At 72.6% G+C, this 14759-nt stretch carries 16 protein-coding genes and 1 pseudogene; 6 read left to right on the top strand and 11 right to left on the bottom strand.

Annotation, left to right across the window (positions count from 1 at the left end):
• Positions 1-10: 10 nt before the first annotated feature.
• The 8 genes from DN051_RS21225 to DN051_RS21195 form a co-directional block, all read right to left on the bottom strand.
• Positions 11-271, bottom strand: a complete 261-nt coding sequence (locus DN051_RS21225) for a DUF3099 domain-containing protein (protein WP_053759681.1) — start codon at positions 269-271, stop codon at positions 11-13.
• Between the two features lie 87 nt (positions 272-358).
• On the bottom strand, positions 359-646 hold the full coding sequence (locus tag DN051_RS21220; RefSeq protein ID WP_006139129.1) for a DUF1416 domain-containing protein: 288 nt from the start codon (positions 644-646) through the stop codon (positions 359-361).
• 41 nt (positions 647-687) lie between these two features.
• Complete coding sequence (locus DN051_RS21215) at positions 688-1533, bottom strand: sulfurtransferase (RefSeq protein WP_053759680.1); 846 nt, start codon at positions 1531-1533, stop codon at positions 688-690.
• Positions 1534-1653: 120 nt separating this feature from the next.
• Positions 1654-1734, bottom strand: a complete 81-nt coding sequence (locus DN051_RS47810; protein ID WP_350310325.1) for a putative leader peptide — start codon at positions 1732-1734, stop codon at positions 1654-1656.
• Positions 1735-1939: 205 nt separating this feature from the next.
• The gene (locus DN051_RS21210; RefSeq protein WP_053759679.1) at positions 1940-2674 is read right to left on the bottom strand and encodes an LmeA family phospholipid-binding protein; all 735 of its coding nucleotides are present in this window, start codon (positions 2672-2674) and stop codon (positions 1940-1942) included.
• A gap of 100 nt (positions 2675-2774) precedes the next feature.
• Positions 2775-4007: a hypothetical protein gene (locus DN051_RS21205; RefSeq protein ID WP_112439303.1), complete on the bottom strand. Its 1233-nt coding sequence runs from the start codon at positions 4005-4007 to the stop codon at positions 2775-2777.
• A gap of 8 nt (positions 4008-4015) precedes the next feature.
• The gene (locus DN051_RS21200) at positions 4016-4270 is read right to left on the bottom strand and encodes a MoaD/ThiS family protein (RefSeq protein WP_053759677.1); all 255 of its coding nucleotides are present in this window, start codon (positions 4268-4270) and stop codon (positions 4016-4018) included.
• A 75-nt stretch (positions 4271-4345) separates the two neighbouring features.
• Entirely contained in the window at positions 4346-5206 is an 861-nt protein-coding gene (locus DN051_RS21195; protein ID WP_162624972.1) for an alpha/beta hydrolase family protein, read from the bottom strand.
• Positions 5207-5406: 200 nt separating this feature from the next.
• Here DN051_RS21195 and DN051_RS21190 point away from each other — a divergent pair, with 200 nt between their 5' ends.
• From DN051_RS21190 to DN051_RS21170, 5 genes are all read left to right on the top strand, one after another.
• Entirely contained in the window at positions 5407-6186 is a 780-nt protein-coding gene (locus DN051_RS21190; protein WP_112439301.1) for a winged helix-turn-helix transcriptional regulator, read from the top strand.
• Positions 6187-6270: 84 nt separating this feature from the next.
• Positions 6271-7293, top strand: a complete 1023-nt coding sequence (locus DN051_RS21185; RefSeq protein WP_053759674.1) for a LacI family DNA-binding transcriptional regulator — start codon at positions 6271-6273, stop codon at positions 7291-7293.
• A gap of 167 nt (positions 7294-7460) precedes the next feature.
• Complete coding sequence (locus DN051_RS21180) at positions 7461-8522, top strand: S1C family serine protease (protein WP_053759673.1); 1062 nt, start codon at positions 7461-7463, stop codon at positions 8520-8522.
• Between the two features lie 95 nt (positions 8523-8617).
• Entirely contained in the window at positions 8618-9349 is a 732-nt protein-coding gene (locus DN051_RS21175; RefSeq protein ID WP_112439300.1) for a response regulator transcription factor, read from the top strand.
• A gap of 50 nt (positions 9350-9399) precedes the next feature.
• Positions 9400-10794 (top strand): HAMP domain-containing sensor histidine kinase, encoded by a 1395-nt coding sequence (locus DN051_RS21170; RefSeq protein ID WP_112442366.1) that lies wholly within the window; start codon positions 9400-9402, stop codon positions 10792-10794.
• A 24-nt stretch (positions 10795-10818) separates the two neighbouring features.
• Here DN051_RS21170 and DN051_RS21165 read toward each other — a convergent pair.
• Together DN051_RS21165 and DN051_RS21160 are read right to left on the bottom strand one after the other, a co-directional pair.
• A pseudogene (locus tag DN051_RS21165) lies at positions 10819-10980 on the bottom strand (DUF2993 domain-containing protein); the annotation flags it as partial.
• A gap of 45 nt (positions 10981-11025) precedes the next feature.
• Complete coding sequence (locus tag DN051_RS21160) at positions 11026-12831, bottom strand: bifunctional metallophosphatase/5'-nucleotidase (protein WP_112439299.1); 1806 nt, start codon at positions 12829-12831, stop codon at positions 11026-11028.
• A gap of 145 nt (positions 12832-12976) precedes the next feature.
• Here DN051_RS21160 and mshD point away from each other — a divergent pair, with 145 nt between their 5' ends.
• Positions 12977-13909, top strand: a complete 933-nt coding sequence (mshD, locus tag DN051_RS21155) for a mycothiol synthase (RefSeq protein ID WP_112439298.1) — start codon at positions 12977-12979, stop codon at positions 13907-13909.
• A gap of 145 nt (positions 13910-14054) precedes the next feature.
• Here the strand turns inward: mshD and DN051_RS21150 are convergent, their stop codons facing one another.
• Positions 14055-14756: an ABC transporter gene (locus DN051_RS21150; RefSeq protein ID WP_246040646.1), complete on the bottom strand. Its 702-nt coding sequence runs from the start codon at positions 14754-14756 to the stop codon at positions 14055-14057.
• Positions 14757-14759 lie beyond the last annotated feature (3 nt).

Raw genomic sequence — 14759 nt, 5'->3', positions numbered from 1 at the left:
GCAGGCTTTCCTACCGCGGCTTCTTCTTGCCGTCCAGCTCGTCCCACCACTCGTCGGACTTGGGATCGCCCGACGGGTCGTCCCACCAGCGGTCCTCCGGGCCCCGGCGGTTGGCGATCATCGCGGCCACGGGCGGGATCACCATGGCGACCACGCACATGCCGACGGCGGCCGGGGTCGACCACAGGCGCACGACGGCCCACGCCAGGACGAACAGAGCGATGCAGATGCCCATCAAGGCGAAGTAGACGTGGCGCCGCCGGGCGTACATACCTCCAGCGTAGGTCCGCGCACACGAAAGAGCCGCGCCCCGCGGTGCACGACCCGCCGCGGGCGCGGCCCTTCGCCGTCGCGTGTCTCAGACCGCGATCGCGACCTCCGCCAGGCCGCCCTGCTGGGCGACTACCGTGCGGTCGGCGCTGCCGCCGGGGACGAGGGCGCGGACGGTCCAGGTGCCTTCGGCCGCGTAGAAGCGGAACTGGCCCGTCGCGGAGGTGGGGACCTCCGCCGTGAACTCGCCGGTCGAGTCCAGGAGGCGGACGTAGCCGGTCACCGGCTCTCCGTCACGGGTCACCTGGCCCTGAATGGTGGTCTCACCGGGCTTGATCGTCGAGGCGTCGGGGCCGCCGGCCTTCGCTCCGCACATGTCGTACTCCTGAGGGGTCTTGAAAGGTCGGTCGGGTCCGGTTACTTGTTCGCGCCGAGCTCGATCGGCACACCGACGAGGGAGCCGTACTCGGTCCAGGAGCCGTCGTAGTTCTTGACGTTCTCCACGCCGAGCAGCTCGTGCAGGACGAACCAGGTCAGCGCGGAGCGCTCACCGATGCGGCAGTAGGCGATGGTGTCCTCGGCGAGGTCAACCTGCTCCTCGGCGTAGAGCTCCTTGAGCTCCTCGTCCGACTTGAAGGTGCCGTCGTCGTTGGCGTTCTTCGACCACGGGATGTTGCGGGCGCCCGGGACGTGGCCCGGACGCTGCGACTGCTCCTGCGGCAGGTGCGCGGGAGCGAGCAGCTTGCCGGAGAACTCGTCGGGCGAGCGTACGTCGACCAGGTTCTGCGAACCGATCGCGGCGACCACGTCGTCGCGGAAGGCGCGGATGGAGGTGTCCTGTTGCTTGGCCTTGTAGTCGGTGGCCGGGCGCGCGGGCACGTCGGTGCCGTCGACCAGCTCGCGGGCGTCCAGCTCCCACTTCTTGCGGCCGCCGTCGAGCAGCTTGACGTTGTCGTGGCCGTAGAGCTTGAAGTACCAGTAGGCGTACGACGCGAACCAGTTGTTGTTGCCGCCGTAGAGGATCACCAGCGTGTCGTTGGCGATGCCCTTCGCCGACAGGAGCTTCTCGAAGCCCTCCTGGTCGATGAAGTCGCGGCGGACCGGGTCCTGGAGGTCCTTGGTCCAGTCGATCCGGATGGCGTTCTTGATGTGGTTCTTCTCGTACGCGGTGGTGTCCTCGTCGACCTCGACAATCGCGATGTTCGAGTCGTCCAGGTTCTCCTGAAGCCAGTCGGCGTCTACCAGGACGTCGCTGCGGCTCATGCTGTCTCCTCCGGGGCAGGTGCGGCGGGGCGTACGGGTACGAAGGTGCGCCGGCTGCCGGGTCGGCGGGGCGCACGGGTGCCCTGATCAGGGCAGGGGAAGGCGGAAGTCGAGATCCGCTCAGAAAGTACGACAGAGCATGGCGGCAACGCGGCACAGGTCCACTGCCCGCCGCTTCGTGAGATCCGCCTGTCGCTTCATGGCCTCGATCGTAAGGACGGACGGGCAGGCGTGTCACCGGTGTGTCGTATCTTGAGACACGATCGTCCGGGATGCGGGACGCAGAACCCGTCCGAGCCGTCCCGGAACGGCTTCCCGGCCGCCTGCGACGCCATGGCAACTACGGTGCGGACATGGGCGTCTCGTCTTTCGGACACCCGCGGGCCGCGGCCCGGCGTCCGCCGTTCTACCCGGCGAGCCGGACGTTCGAACCCTTCACCGTGATCTCGACGCCGGTCCCGGCCGCCTCGACCTTGTCGAGCCGGATACCGCCGGGCAGCTCGTCGATCCGCTGCTCGAAGTCGGTGATCGCGCGGATCTGCGACTCGCCGATCTCGACGCCGCCGAACTTCGGCAGCGCCTCGGCACTCACCCGCACGGTGTCGCCCTTGACGGTGACGGTGCTGAGCACGGACACCGGCCGGGGCAGCTTGGTGCCGAGGACCGTCGCCTCGACCTCGACCGCGATCCTCCCGTTGCCGCCGTCGGACAGGCCCACGACCTCGGCGGTCACGCCGGGCGCGATCTGCGTCGGCTCGGACCTGGCGGTCTTGAGCAGCTCGTCGTAGGCGATGTGCGCGGTGCCGGTGGCGCTGGCCGCGGTGGCGGAGCCGAAGTCGCTGGAGAACTCGACGCCCTTCATGTCCGCCCTGAGGTCGTCGATGCGGATGTCCTCGCCGTCACCGGCCGCCGCCCGGTAGTCGCTGATGCCGACCCGGACGTCGTCCAGGGTGCCGCCGGCGACCTGGGTGAGGAAGGGGAAGCCGTTGATGGACACGTCCGGCGTGGTGGCCAGGTTCTCCGTGCTCCTGAGCCGGTCGGCGGCCTCGCCCTCGGCGAAGTTGACGGCGAGGCGGTCGGCGGCCACGAACAGGCCGCCGAGCACCACGACGACGATCAGAAGTATTCGCAGCGCGCGCATGTTCCCCCACCTCGGCGGTCATCCTGGACGGGGCTCACGGTAACCCCGCCGGAAAGGCGCACGGCGAATTTGTCGATCAGCTGTGACAAGCGGGCACGCCTCAGACCAGCGCGCGCCCCAGCACCCACACCACCGGAGCGGCCGCGCTCAGCGGCAGGGCGACGCCCGCCGTGAAGTGGACGAACCGGGACGGGTAGTCGTAGCTCGCCACGCGGTGGCCGATCAGCGCGCACACCCCGGCGGCGGCGCCCAGCAGCGCGCCCCCCGCTCCCGTGCCGGTCATGCCGCCCACGGCGATTCCCGTGCCGGCCGCGGCGAGCAGCGCGACGACCACGGAAGCCGGGGTGGGCAACGGCAGGGCGCGCGCGAGGACGGCCACGGCGGCCGCGGCCGCGCCGATCGTGACGGCGTCCGGTTCGGCGGCCAGGTATCCGGCGGCGACGACGGCGAGCGCGGCCGAGACGACCGTCGCCATCAGGCCGTACATCCGGGTGTCCGGGTCGGCGTGCGAGCGCAGCTGGAGCACCAGTGTGAGCAGGACCCAGACGCCGAGGGTGCCCAGGATCGCGGCCGGCCCCTGGTCGCGGCCCGCGACGAGCAGCGCGACGTCGGCAACCACGGCGCCGGCGAACGCGAGCGCGATGCCCTGCCGGGCCGGCCACATGCCGTTCAGCCGGAACCAGCCCGCCGCGGTGACGGCCTGGAGGACGACCAGCGGCACGAGCAGGGCGTACGAGCCGATCGCCGCCGCGCCGGACAGGAGCAGACCGAGCGCCGCGGTGAGCGCGGCGGGCTGCATGCCCGGCTCGATGACCGGGGAACGGCCTTCCAGGCGGGCCCGCTGGGCGTCGGTGATCCTGGCGTTCCCGGCGAGGGTGGCGCGGCCGTAGGCGGGCCCCTCGGACTCGGACTCGGCCGCGGGCGCCGGCCCGGCCGCCGCGGGCTGCTGCGGGTGCTGGTCCCAGCCACCCGTCCGGTGCGGCTGCGGCTGCTGGTCCCAGCCTGCGGCCGGATGCTGCTGCGGGTGGTCCCAGCCGGGGGTCGGCTGGTGCGCGGACGGCCCCGTGGCCGCGAACGCGCCCGGCGCCGGATGTCCGGGCGCCTGCGGCGGCAGGTACGCCGTCTCGGCCGCGGAGACCGGCGCGTGCGTCTGCGTCTCCCAGGTCTGCCCCTGCCACTGCTGCGTGTGGTGCTGGGCGGCCTGGGGATCGTCGTACGCCTGCTGGTGCCCCGGCCACGCCTCCGGCTGCGGCGGCTGCCCGTAGGGGTCGTAGCCCTGGTAGGCGCTGTCGTAGGAGCCGTCGTACGGGCCCTGGTACGGCTGGTTGCTCATCGGTGTGGTCACCCTCCTGCGAACGGCGGGAGCACCTCGACCGTGCCGCCCTCGGCCAGCGGTACCGTCTCATGCCCGCGCTTGCCCACGGGATCGCCGTCGACGAGGAACGAGCATCGCACCAGGACCTGGCTGAGTTCCCCGGGGTGTCGCCCGCGCACGAGGTCGAGCGCCTCGGCGAGCGTGGCCGCGTCGTACGGCTCCTCGGCGATCCCGGCCGCGGCCTTCGCGGCGGCCCAGTAGCGCACCGTGACCTTTGCCATCTCGTCCCTCTAGTCGTTCGGCCCAGTCGTTCGGCGGTGAACACCGTCCGGTACTCGGCGGTGAACCACGCCAGGCTAGCCCGCCCCGGTGACGGCCCAGTCCCCGATCCGCGCGAGGAGTTCCCCGGTGACCGCGTGCTCGGCATGGCCCATGCCGGGTTCCAGCCAGAGTTCGCCGTGGTCACCGGCGGCGCGGGCCAGCATCAGGGGGTGGTCGACGGGGAAGTAGCCGTCGCGGTCGCCGTGCACGATGAGCAGCGGGGCCGGGGCGATGCGCGGGACCGCGTCGACCGGGGACAGCGGCACCGGGTCCCAGTCGCGGTGGTGGATCCGGGTGCGCAGGCCGTAGCGGCCGATCAGACGGCCGGCGGGGCGGGTCACCAGCCAGTGCAGCCGGCGCATGGGGGCGGTGCCCCGGTAGTACCAGCGGGCCGGGGCGCTCACGGACACCACCGCGTCGGTGTCCCCCGGGTGCAGCGCGGCGTGCCGCAGCACCACCGAGCCGCCCATCGAGAAGCCGACCGTCACCACGCGCGTGTGGCCGCGTTCCCGCGCCCACGCCACCGCAGCCGCCAGATCGAGCACCTCGCGGTCCCCGACGGTCGACCGGCCGCCGGAGCGCCCGTGGCCGCGGAACGAGAACGTGACCACGGCGCCGTACCGCGCGAACGCCGCCGCCACCCTTCGAACGTGCGGCCGGTCCACGTCGCCCGTGAAGCCGTGCGCGACGACGAACACCGGATGATCGGAGGATGCCGTCAAGGCGTCGTATACGGCGTTACCCGGGTTGTATACGGCCTCGATCCGCACTCCGTCGGCGGCGCGAAGAAACGTCCTCAATGGGGCGGGTCTGTCCCCCGCCGCCGTCTCAGAGTGCGGACGAATGGTGGATCGGGTGGTGGATCGGGCCACATCACCTGCCGGGCCGGTGCTCATGTGGGCTATTCTGCTGGGCAGAGGACTCGGGCAGCGCAGCCCCCGGGTCCTTTTGTGCTTTCGGAGGCGTTGTATACGAAGCGGGAAGCCGCTGGTGTACGGGGCACCGGGATCGCAGAGCTGTACCGCAGACTCCCCCACCGCCTCTCAAGGGCTGCGGGAGGGGCCCCACCCGCAGGGACCGAGGAGGAACCAGACGTATGAGTTCTCTGCTGCTCCTGACCAACGCCCTCCAGCCGTCGACGGAGGTGCTCCCCGCACTCGGCCTGCTGCTGCACAACGTGCGCGTGGCCCCCGCCGAGGGCCCCGCCCTGGTCGACACCCCCGGTGCCGACGTGATCCTGATCGACGGGCGCCGCGACCTGCCCCAGGTCCGCAGCCTCTGCCAGCTGCTTCGTTCCACCGGCCCCGGCTGCCCCCTCGTCCTCGTCGTGACGGAGGGCGGCCTGGCGGCCGTCACCGCCGACTGGGGCATCGACGACGTCCTGCTCGACACGGCGGGCCCCGCCGAGGTCGAGGCGCGGCTCCGGCTCGCCATGGGCCGGCAGCAGATCGTCAACGACGACTCCCCGATGGAGATCCGCAACGGCGACCTCTCGGTGGACGAGGCGACGTACTCGGCCAAGCTCAAGGGCCGGGTGCTCGACCTGACCTTCAAGGAGTTCGAGCTCCTGAAGTACCTCGCGCAGCACCCGGGCCGCGTCTTCACCCGCGCCCAGCTGCTCCAGGAGGTGTGGGGCTACGACTACTTCGGCGGCACGCGCACGGTCGACGTGCACGTACGGCGGCTGCGCGCCAAGCTCGGCCCCGAGCACGAATCACTGATCGGCACCGTCCGGAACGTCGGTTATCGATTCGTTACGCCCGAGAAGGTCGACCGCGCCGCCGAGGAGGCGAAGGCCAAGGCGGACCGGCCAAAGCCGGAGGATGCGGGCGAGAAGGCCGCGTCGCGCGCCGCCGAGGTCCCGGCCGACGCCTGACGGGCGCACGCCCCGCGCCCGGGGCGGACGCACAGCACCCCGTACGCCCTGCCCAGAGCGGGTCCATCCGCGTAGACTCCGCGCGTGGCCAAGGTGACTCGGGACGACGTAGCACGATTGGCGGGGACGTCCACCGCCGTAGTCAGCTATGTCATCAACAACGGACCCCGGCCGGTCGCCCCGGCCACGCGCGAGCGTGTCCTCGCCGCCATCAAGGAGCTCGGCTACCGGCCGGACCGGGTCGCGCAGGCCATGGCCTCGCGTCGCACCGACCTCATAGGCCTGATCGTGCCGGACGCCCGCCAGCCCTTCTTCGCGGAGATGGCGCACGCGGTCGAGTGGGCCGCGTCCGAGCGCGGAAAGATGGTGCTCGTCGGCAACAGCGACTACGTCGGCGAGCGAGAGGTCCACTACCTGCGCGCTTTCCTGGGGATGCGGGTCTCGGGCCTGATCCTGGTCAGCCACGCGCTCAACGACCTGGCCGCCGCCGAGATCGACGCCTGGGACGCCCGGGTGGTGCTGCTGCACGAACGCCCCGAGGCGATGGACGACGCCGCGGTCGTCATGGACGACCTGGGCGGCGCCAAGGACGCCGTGCGCCACCTGCTGGACCACGGCTACCCGTACGTCGCCTGCATGGGCGGCACCGCCGAGACCCCCGCGGTCGGCGACCCGGTCTCCGACCACGTCGAGGGCTGGCGGCGCGCGATGGACGAGGCCGGCATCTCCACCGAGGGCCGCCTCTTCGAAGCGCCGTACAACCGCTACGACGCCTACCGGGTGGCGCTGGACATCCTCTCCGGCCCGCGCCGCCCGCCGGCCGTCTTCTGCTCCACCGACGACCAGGCCATCGGCCTGCTGCGCGCGGCGCGCGAGCTGCGCATCGACGTCCCCGGCGAACTGGCCGTGGCCGGCTTCGACGACATCAAGGAAGCGGCCCTGGCGGACCCGCCGCTGACCACCATCGCGTCGGACCGCTCGGCGATGGCGCGGGCCGCGGTCGACCTCGTCCTGGACGACGGGCTGAAGGTCGCGGGTTCGCGGCGCGAGCGGCTGAAGGTCTTCCCCTCCCGGCTGGTGGTGCGCCGCTCCTGCGGCTGTGAGTGAGCCCCCGCACCGGGGTCCTCCGAGCCCGTCCGTGAGAGCGGGCGGCGAGCCGCGGGAAGCGTCTTCACGGCCGCGGGAAGCGTCTTTATATCGGGCATACGCGGTTCTGTCGGGCTTCTCAGGGAGCACTCAGCAAGCTCTCATCGTGGGCCGACAAGCTCGTGGACATGACCGAGAGCATCCGCCGCAGCGGCGAGTACGAGAACCCGTACCAGGGCGACGACCCGCACCAGGGCCGGCAGTACGCCCCCTCTCCCGTCAACCCCGAGTGGCCGCCCCCGCCCGCCTACCGCCCGTCGACGGCGCAGTTCGGGCCCGGGGCGCCCACCCCTTCGCTCACCGAGCCCGTGGCAGCGCCCCGGCCGAAGAAGCGCGCCCGGCGGGGACCGGCCGCGCTGCTCGTGACGGTCGCCGTCGTCGCGGCGGCCATCGGCGGCGGCACCGCCTACGGCATCCAGGAGCTGACCGGCAACGACGTCGTGGCCTCCAGCAGCACCGACACCAACGTCGTGCCGACGGGACAGAGGGGCACGGTCGCCGGGGTCGCCAAGGCGGTCAGCCCGAGCATCGTCGAGATCAAAGCCGCCACGAACGCCGGCTCGTCCACCGGTTCCGGCGTGATCATCACCGGTGACGGCGAGATCATCACCAACAACCACGTGGTCTCCGGTGCCTCCGCGGTCAAGGTCACCACCAGCGACGGCAAGGAGTACTCGGCGCGGGTCGTCGGCACCGACAGCAGCAAGGACCTCGCCCTCATCAAGCTGGAGAACGCCTCCGGACTGAAGGCGGCCACGCTCGGCGACTCCGACGGCGTGCAGGTCGGCGACGAGGTCGTGGCGATCGGCTCGCCCGAGGGGCTGACCGGCACCGTCACCAGCGGCATCGTCTCCGCGCTGGAGCGCGACGTCACCGTCTCCACCGGCGAGGGGCAGCAACAGCAGCCGGGCGGGCAGTGGCCGTTCGAGTTCGGCGGCCGGGAGTTCAACGGCGACACCGGGTCGTCCACCACGACGTACAAGGCCCTCCAGACCGACGCGTCCCTCAACCCCGGCAACTCCGGCGGCGCGCTGATCGACATGAACGGCAACATCATCGGCATCAACTCCGCGATGTACTCGGCGGCCGGTTCCGCCGCCGACGCGGGCAGTGTCGGCCTGGGCTTCGCCATCCCGGTCGACACCGTGAAGTCCGACCTGGCGAGCCTGCGGGCCGGGGCCGGCGGCTGACTCCGGCCGATCCCCGCGCACCTCTCCGGGAACACCCCCGGACGTGCGACGCTGAAGCGTCGGACCCCGCCCCCATCGCACCCGAGGACCCGAGCATGAGCCCCGTCGAAGGCGACCGTGACACCCAGCGCATCCTCATCGTCGACGACGAGCCCGCGGTGCGTGAGGCACTCCAGCGCAGTCTCGCCTTCGAGGGCTACGACACCCTGGTCGCGGTCGACGGCGCGGACGCGCTGGAGAAGGCGGCGGCGTACCGGCCCGACCTGGTCGTCCTCGACATCCAGATGCCCCGGATGGACGGCCTGACGGCCGCGCGACGCATCCGCGCGGCCGGTGACACCACCCCCATCCTGATGCTGACGGCCCGCGACACCGTCGGCGACCGGGTCACCGGGCTCGACGCGGGCGCCGACGACTACCTGGTGAAACCGTTCGAACTGGACGAACTCTTCGCCCGTATCCGCGCGTTGCTGCGGCGCAGCTCCTACGCCGGCGGGCCCGGCGCGGCCCCGCAGGACGAGGCGCTGGCCTTCGGCGACCTGCGGATGGATCTCGCGACGCGGGAGGTGACGCGGGCCGGGCGGCCGGTGGAGCTGACCCGCACGGAGTTCACCCTGCTGGAGATGTTCATGGCACATCCGCGCCAGGTCCTCACCCGGGAGCAGATCCTCAAGGCGGTGTGGGGCTTCGACTTCGAGCCGTCGTCGAACTCGCTGGACGTGTACGTGATGTACCTGCGCCGCAAGACCGAGGCGGCCGGCGAGCCGCGGCTCGTGCACACGGTGCGCGGCGTGGGGTACGTGTTGCGCCAGGGCGGGGCCGAGTGACCGGGTTCGTCCACCGCTTCCACGTCCTGCCGATCCGGGCGCGGCTGTCCATGCTGGTGTCCGCGGCGGTCGCGTTCGCGGTCGCGGCGGTGTCGGTGACGTGCTGGTTCATCGTGCAGGGAAAGCTCTACGACGAGATCGACAACGACCTCCGGTCATCCGTCGGCGCCGTCTCGCGCATCCATGTCGCGGCCGCCCTCAGCGCCTGCGGCCAGCCGCCCGCCACCGGCCCTCTCGGCCCCTCGGGCAGCTACCTCCAGATCGTGAAGTCGACCGGCGAGGCCTGCCCCTTCCCCGACTCGGCCGGCACCGTCAAGGTCACGGGCAGCGACACCGCCATCGCCAAGGACCCGCGCAGCACCGGGACGCTGCGCAACGGCACCGGCAACGACGGCGAGCCGGTGCGGGTGCTGACCACACCGCTCATGGTGAAGGGCAGCGCCCCCGGCGAGCAGTACGTCGCCGAGGACTCCGCGCTGGTCCTCGGCGTCTCCCTGGCCGGCACCCGGTCCACGCTGAACGAACTCGCCCTGCTCCTGCTCGTCGTCTCCGGTATCGGGGTCGTCGGCGCCGGTGCCGCGGGACTGGCCGTGGCCCGTGCCGGTCTGCGCCCCGTCGACAAGCTCACCGAGGCGGTCGAGCACGTGGCCCGCACCGAGGACCTGACGGTCCGCATCCCGGTGGAGGACGACACCGACGACGAGATCGCCCGGCTCTCCCGCTCCTTCAACTCGATGACGTCGGCCCTGGCCAGCTCCCGCGAGCTGCAGCAGCAGCTGATCGCGGACGCGGGGCACGAACTGCGCACGCCCCTCACCTCCCTGCGGACCAACATCGAGCTGCTGACCCGCAGCGAGGAGACCGGCCGCCCGCTGCCGGCGGCGGACCGCAAGGCGCTGCTCGCCTCGGTGAAGGCGCAGATGACGGAGCTGGGGGCGCTGATCGGCGACCTCCAGGAACTGTCCCGCTCGGAGGCCCAGCGCGGCGAACGCGTCCAGGTGGTGGCTCTGGCGGACACCGTGGAGTCCGCCCTGCGCCGGGCGCGGCTGCGCGGCCCGGAGCTGACGATCACGGCCGACCTGCACCCCTGGTTCGTCCGCGCGGAGCCGACCGCGCTGGAGCGGGCGGTGGTCAACATCCTGGACAACGCGGTGAAGTTCAGTCCCGGCAGCGGCACGATCGAGGTGCGGCTGACCGGCGGGGCGCTCACGGTCCGCGACCACGGGCCCGGCATCCCCGCCGAGGAACTCCCGCACGTCTTCGACCGCTTCTGGCGCTCACCGTCCGCGCGGGCGCTGCCCGGCTCGGGGCTCGGCCTGTCGATCGTCGCCCGCACCGTCCGGCAGGCGGGCGGCGAGGTGACCCTGGCGCGGGCGGACGGCGGCGGCACCGTGGTGACCGTGCGGCTGCCGGGAGCGCCGACGCCGCCGCCCGAGACCCCGTGAGGAGCGGCCCCGCGGCCGGTTCCCTCAGGACCCGACCGACAGTCCCTCACCGGCCGGCCGCACCCTGATCCCGTCCTTCTCCACCCGCACCTCACGCAGGCGCAGTTCCCCCGCCTCCGGCTCGGGCAGACGGAAGCCGAGGGAGAGCCGGTCGGCGAGAACGGGGCGGGTCAGCCGGGGCAGCGCTCCACGCACCGGGCGGCCCGTTTCGTCGGGCCGCCCGGCCGCGGTCTACTGCACGACCGTGATCCGGTCCGCCGCCGGCGGCGCGATCGGGTTCGTGGCCGAGGAGTTGGCCGTCAGGTACTGCTCCAGGGCGGTCAGGTCGTCCGAGCCGACGACGTCGTTCGTACCCTGGCCCAGCGTCGGGAAGCCGTCGCCGCCGCCCGCGAGGAAGCTGTTCGTCGCGACGCGGTAGGTGGCCGCCGGGTCGATCGCCGCGCCGTTCAGCCGGATCGAGTCGGCCACGACCCGGTCGGCGCCGGACTTGGTCAGATCCAGCGTGTAGGTCAGGCCGGCCGACACCTGGAGGATCTTCGGCGAGGCCGTGTTGGCGCCGCTCACCTGCTCCTTGAGCACCTGGATCAGCTGCGCGCCGGTGAAGTCCTGAAGGTTGACCGTGTTGGCGAACGGCTGGACCGTGAAGCCCTCCGCGTACGTCACCGCACCGTCGCCCTCACCGGCCCTGGCCGCGTACGTCAGCGGCGCGCGGATCCCGCCGGGGTTCATCAGCGCCAGGTCGGTCTGCGGGTCCAGTGCCTTGCCGTGGGCGAGCTGCGCGTCCGAGATCAGGTCGCCGAGCGGGGACTCGGTGCCGGTGCTCGGGATGTCGGCGGAGATGTGGCCGATGGCGCGGTTGCCGATGGGCGCGGCCAGGGTGTTCCACTTGCCGATCAGCGCGGTCATGTCCGGCGCCTTGGGGACGTCGCGGGTCACGACGCGGTTCGCGGACTTCACCGCCGTGCGGACGATGTCGCCGGTCCAGCGGTCGTACGTCAGGGTGGTGTCCGTGTAGAGGCGGCCGAAGGACGCGGCCGAGGTGACCATGCGGGGCTTGCCGGACGGGTCGTCCACGGTGCACACGTAGGCGCTGTGGGTGTGGCCGGTGACCAGCGCGTCGACCTGCGGGGTGACGTTCTTGGCGATGTCGACGATGGGGCCGGAGATCCCGTCGCCCGCGCCGGGCGCGTCGCAGTCGTAGTTGTACGACGACGAGGCCGGGAAGCCGCCCTCGTGGATCAGCGCGACGATCGACTTCACGCCCTGCCGCTGGAGGATCTTGGCGTACTTGTTGATCGTCTCGACCTCGTCCTCGAAGGACAGGCCCTTGACGCCCTCGGCGGAGACGATGTCCGGGGTGGCCTCCAGGGTCACGCCGATGAAGCCGACCTTGACGTCCTTCTTCTTCCACACCCAGTACGGGTCGAGGATGGGCTTCTTCGTCTTCTCACCGATGACGTTCGCGGCGAGGTAGGGGAAGTCGGCGCCCTTGAACCGCTTGTCCGTGTAGCAGCCCTCGGTGGGGTGGCAGCCGCCGTTCTGAAGGCGGGCCAGTTCCTTGGCGCCCTCGTCGAACTCGTGGTTGCCGACCGAGGTGACGTCGAGGTCGAGCTTGTTCAGCGCCTCGATGGTGGGCTCGTCGTGGAACAGGCCCGAGATCAGCGGGGAGGCGCCGACCATGTCGCCGCCGGCCGCGGTGATCGAGTACTTCTCGCCCTGGCGGGCGGTGCGCAGGTGGGTCGCCAGGTACTCGACGCCGCCCGCGTCGACGGTGGCCGTCGTGCCGTCCGGGCGCAGCTCGGTGACCCTGCCGGAGGAACCGGCCGGCGGTTCGAGGTTGCCGTGCAGGTCGTTGAAGGAGAGCAGTTGCACGTCCTGGTAGCGGCCGTGCCGGTCACCGCCGCTGCGGTCGTCCGCGCTCGCGCTCGACGGCAGCGCCGCCGCCAGGGCTCCGGCCGTGGCGATCGCGGCCGCGGCGGCGAGCAGCCGGGTCGTACGGCGTCTGGCGCCGCGGTCGGGCTGAGATGTGGCTGGCATGCGCTCCCCCTGTGGGTTGTCCGAGAGCCCTGTCCGATCGGCCGCAGCCTAGGGTCAACGCGCGTAGCGCGACAGGGGGTTAATGGTTACATCCTGATTTACCCTTGTCGCCCCGTTGCCCGGTGCGCCCTTTACCCTCGTAGGCATGACCAGCGACGACAGGGCCCCGCGGCAATCCGGCCACTCCCGCTCCATCGACACCCGCGCGGCGCTCTCCCCGGAGCAGACCGAGGCCGTGCTCGACCTGCTCGCGCGGGCCGCGGACAGCGACGGCCAGCAGGCGGTGTCCGAGCAGGGCCGGCTCCAGATCCGCGGAGGTGAGCGCGCGGGCGTGTCCCATCTGCTGCTCGCCGTCGACGACGAACTCGTCGGCTACGCCCAGCTGGAGGACACCGACCCGGTCGAGGCGCCCACCGCCGAACTGGTCGTCCACCCCGCGCACCGCGGCCACGGGCACGGGCGCGCGCTCGGCTCGGCCCTGCTCGCCGCTTCCGGCAAACGGCTGCGGGTGTGGGCGCACGGCGGGCACGCCGCCGCCCGGCACCTCGCCCAGGTGCTCGGCCTGACCCTCTTCCGGGAACTGCGTCAGATGCGGCGCCCGTTGGCGGAGCTGGACCTGCCCGAGCCGCGGCTCCCCGACGGGGTGAGCGTGCGGACCTTCGTTCCCGGGCAGGACGACGCCGCCTGGCTGGCCGTCAACGCGGCGGCCTTCGCCCACCACCCCGAGCAGGGCGCCCTGACCCAGCGGGACCTCGACGACCGCAAGGCCGAACCGTGGTTCGACCCGGCGGGCTTCTTCCTCGCCTTCCGCGGCGACGAACTCGTCGGCTTCCACTGGACCAAGGTCCACGCCCAGGAGCAGCTCGGCGAGGTCTACGTCCTCGGCATCGCCCCCGCCGCCCAGGGCCTCGGCCTCGGCAAGGCCCTCACCTCGGTCGGCCTGCGCCACCTGGCCGCGCAGGCCCTGCCGACGGCGATGCTGTACGTCGACGCGGACAACAAGGCGGCGGTCGCCGTGTACGAGGGAATGGGCTTCACGACCCACGAGACGGACCTGATGTACCGCTCGGAGACGTGACGTAGCGCAAGGTACGACGCTCCGGAGGCGGGCGGGCTCCGGCGGTCCGGCGCCGCGGGAGCGCCACGCCGGGACCGAGGGTCCTGCCCGGGCCCACCGGCGGACGGACGGAGGTCCGGTGGCCTGTCCCGCGCCCGTCCCGCCGTCAGAAGCCGGAGGCGCTCCCGGCCGACGGGCGGCGGCGCCGGGTGAACCATCCGCGTCGCAGCGGTTCCGGCAGGCACGCCGTGAAGACGGCCGCCGCCACCACCAGCACCACCGCCCAGCGTTCGTGCGCCGCCTCCCAGCGCGGGTCGCCCGGGGCGACGACCAGCGCCCAGCGGTCCGGCACCAGCAGCGTCACGGCGAGCGCGGTGGGCAGGAGCACCGCCGCGGCCGTGACACCGGGCTCGGCCCGGTCCGTGCGGCGGACGACCAGCGCGGCGGCCGCGAGGGCCACCACCGCCGATCCGGCCGCCTCCAGCGTGATCGCGCCCACCGGCGGCCGCGACTCGGCGGGCAGCAGGTACAGCGCCGCCGTCCACCACAGAGCGGCCGGCGGCACCGTGAACGCCAGCCGCAGCGCGACGCGCACGAAGCGGCGCACGGGTACGGCGGCCGTGGTGTGCCGGGCCGGGTCGTCCAGCAGGAACGCCAGCCCGAGGGCGCCGCACAGTGCGGCGGCCCGCAGCAGGTTGACGCCGAGCCACGCGTCGGGCTCCGTGCCGAACAGCCGCGGCAGCGCCGGCAGCAGCAGGCCGAGGACGGCGCCCGCCGCCAGGGCGGTGCGGGGCATGCCGCGCCAGACGGGCCCGGACAGCGCGGCCGGCACGGCGTAGGGCGGGGTCCGGCGGTCGCTTCGCGGCACGCG

Origin of the sequence: Streptomyces cadmiisoli (assembly GCF_003261055.1) — a bacterium.
Taxonomy (GTDB): domain Bacteria; phylum Actinomycetota; class Actinomycetes; order Streptomycetales; family Streptomycetaceae; genus Streptomyces; species Streptomyces cadmiisoli.
The sequence above is the reverse complement of the archived record's forward strand: the minus strand, read 5'-3'. Positions and strand labels throughout refer to the sequence as shown.

What these genes read in the sequence shown, in the direction of transcription:
- DN051_RS21225 (WP_053759681.1), bottom strand. Translation starts at nt 271, where the DNA reads ATGTACGCCCGGCGGCGCCACGTCTACTTCGCCTTGATGGGCATCTGC.
- DN051_RS21220 (WP_006139129.1), bottom strand. Translation starts at nt 646, where the DNA reads ATGTGCGGAGCGAAGGCCGGCGGCCCCGACGCCTCGACGATCAAGCCC.
- DN051_RS21215 (WP_053759680.1), bottom strand. Translation starts at nt 1,533, where the DNA reads ATGAGCCGCAGCGACGTCCTGGTAGACGCCGACTGGCTTCAGGAGAAC.
- DN051_RS47810 (WP_350310325.1), bottom strand. Translation starts at nt 1,734, where the DNA reads ATGAAGCGACAGGCGGATCTCACGAAGCGGCGGGCAGTGGACCTGTGC.
- DN051_RS21210 (WP_053759679.1), bottom strand. Translation starts at nt 2,674, where the DNA reads ATGCGCGCGCTGCGAATACTTCTGATCGTCGTCGTGGTGCTCGGCGGC.
- DN051_RS21205 (WP_112439303.1), bottom strand. Translation starts at nt 4,007, where the DNA reads ATGAGCAACCAGCCGTACCAGGGCCCGTACGACGGCTCCTACGACAGC.
- DN051_RS21200 (WP_053759677.1), bottom strand. Translation starts at nt 4,270, where the DNA reads ATGGCAAAGGTCACGGTGCGCTACTGGGCCGCCGCGAAGGCCGCGGCC.
- DN051_RS21195 (WP_162624972.1), bottom strand. Translation starts at nt 5,206, where the DNA reads ATGAGCACCGGCCCGGCAGGTGATGTGGCCCGATCCACCACCCGATCC.
- DN051_RS21190 (WP_112439301.1), top strand. Translation starts at nt 5,407, where the DNA reads ATGAGTTCTCTGCTGCTCCTGACCAACGCCCTCCAGCCGTCGACGGAG.
- DN051_RS21180 (WP_053759673.1), top strand. Translation starts at nt 7,461, where the DNA reads ATGACCGAGAGCATCCGCCGCAGCGGCGAGTACGAGAACCCGTACCAG.
- DN051_RS21175 (WP_112439300.1), top strand. Translation starts at nt 8,618, where the DNA reads ATGAGCCCCGTCGAAGGCGACCGTGACACCCAGCGCATCCTCATCGTC.
- DN051_RS21170 (WP_112442366.1), top strand. Translation starts at nt 9,400, where the DNA reads ATGCTGGTGTCCGCGGCGGTCGCGTTCGCGGTCGCGGCGGTGTCGGTG.
- DN051_RS21160 (WP_112439299.1), bottom strand. Translation starts at nt 12,831, where the DNA reads ATGCCAGCCACATCTCAGCCCGACCGCGGCGCCAGACGCCGTACGACC.
- mshD (WP_112439298.1), top strand. Translation starts at nt 12,977, where the DNA reads ATGACCAGCGACGACAGGGCCCCGCGGCAATCCGGCCACTCCCGCTCC.